Origin of the sequence: Rhodoferax sp. UBA5149, from assembly GCF_002413825.1 — a bacterium.
In the GTDB taxonomy this organism is placed as follows: Bacteria; Pseudomonadota; Gammaproteobacteria; order Burkholderiales; family Burkholderiaceae_C; genus Rhodoferax.
On sequence record NZ_DHXT01000046.1, the window covers coordinates 1 to 1,715 of the forward strand.

2 protein-coding genes and 1 pseudogene are annotated in these 1,715 nt (G+C 65.5%); all 3 read left to right on the top strand.

From position 1 onward, the window contains the following. Positions 1-129: pseudogene (locus B3V69_RS03610) on the top strand (acyl-CoA dehydrogenase); the annotation flags it as partial. Positions 130-259: 130 nt separating this feature from the next. After that, the gene (locus tag B3V69_RS03615; RefSeq protein WP_296443885.1) at positions 260-1,510 is read left to right on the top strand and encodes a CaiB/BaiF CoA transferase family protein; all 1,251 of its coding nucleotides are present in this window, start codon (positions 260-262) and stop codon (positions 1,508-1,510) included. A 20-nt stretch (positions 1,511-1,530) separates the two neighbouring features. Next, the gene (locus tag B3V69_RS03620) at positions 1,531-1,704 is read left to right on the top strand and encodes a hypothetical protein (protein WP_296443888.1); all 174 of its coding nucleotides are present in this window, start codon (positions 1,531-1,533) and stop codon (positions 1,702-1,704) included. Positions 1,705-1,715 lie beyond the last annotated feature (11 nt).

Here is a 1,715-nt window from a genome sequence, read left to right on the forward strand (position 1 = left end):
TCCGACGAGTTCGGCGTGGCGCGTCATCTGGTCAACCTCGAAGTGGTGAACACCTACGAAGGCACGCACGACATCCATGCCCTGATCCTGGGCCGGGCGCAGACCGGGATTGCGGCGTTCTCGAACTAAGACAGGTTCCCGGCGGGCTTGCTTTTGTGGTGGCGGCGTCTGGGACTGTGGGCCCCGGACTGACCCACCCTGGCAGGCGCCACAGCACACAGCCGCAAGACGTTTCGAATTCGAACCAAGAAGCAAACCCATGAACGACAAACCCGCAGCCCTGGCCCACCTCAAAGTACTGGACCTCTCCCGCGTGCTGGCCGGCCCCTGGTGCACCCAGATGCTCGCCGACCTGGGCGCCGATGTCATCAAGGTCGAGCGCCCCGGTGCCGGCGACGACACGCGCCACTGGGGCCCGCCGTTCCTGCAAGACGCGCAGGGCCATGACACCGACCAGGCCAGCTACTTCACCGCCTGCAACCGCAACAAACGCTCCATCACCATCGACATGGCCCAGCCCGAGGGCCAGGCCCTGATCCGCCAGATGGCGGTGCAGAGCGACATCCTGGTCGAGAACTTCAAGGTCGGCGGCCTTGCCGCTTACGGGCTGGATTATGCGAGCCTGAAAGCCCTCAACCCGCGCCTGATCTACTGTTCTGTGACCGGCTTTGGCCAGGACGGCCCGTATGCCGAGCGCGCCGGTTATGACCTGATGATCCAGGCCATGACCGGCATGATGAGCATCACCGGCAAGGCTGACGAGGTGCCCGGCGGCGGCCCGCAACGCGTCGGCGTGGCGTTGACGGACCTGTTCACCGGGGTCTACGCCGCCACGGCCATCCTGGCCGCCATCGAGGTGCGCCACCGCACCGGCGAGGGCCAGCACATCGACATGGCCCTGCTGGACGTCGGCATGGCCATTCTGGCGAATCAGGCCGCAGGCTTTTTGAACACTGGCAAAGTGCCGCAGCGCCAAGGCAACAGCCACCCCAGCCTGGCGCCGTACCAGGACTTCCCGACGCTGGACGGCGCCATGCTGCTGGCCATCGGCAACGACGGCCAGTTCCGCCGCTTCTGCAACGCCGTCGGCAAGCCTGAATGGGCGGATGACGAGCGCTTTGCCGGCATGGCCGGGCGTGTCACCCACCGCAGCGCGCTGATCCCGGCAATGGAAGCGGTCACCCGCACGCGCACCACCGCGCAGTGGATTGCCCTGCTGGAAGACAAGGCGGTGCCTTGCGGCCCCATCAACGATCTGGGCCAGGCCTTTGACGACGCCCAGGTGAAAGCCCGGGGCTTGGTGGTAAATCAGCCTCTAGCCCCCGCCGTTGTTGCACAATCAGCTATTGAATCGATAGCAACCGTGGCCAGTCCGCTGCGCCTGATGGCCACGCCGCCAGTGCTCCTGCGGGCGCCGCCCGCGTTGGGCGAGCACACCGATGAAGTGCTGGCCGAATTGGGGCTGGATGCGGCGCAAATGGCGGCACTGCGTCAGGCGGGGGTGGTGTAGTCGGCCAGCGTTCAGGTGGTGTGGCTGAGCGCTTGGGCGTCAAAGTGCAAACCATTGCGCCGCTGCGCTCCAGCCTGATAAAAAAAGGAATGATCTACAGCCCGGCACATGGCGACACCGCATTCACCGTGCCGCTGTTTGACCAGTTCATGCTGCGCACCATGCCTGATGGGCCCCGCAAGACGGCGACCTAGCCTGCTTTCAC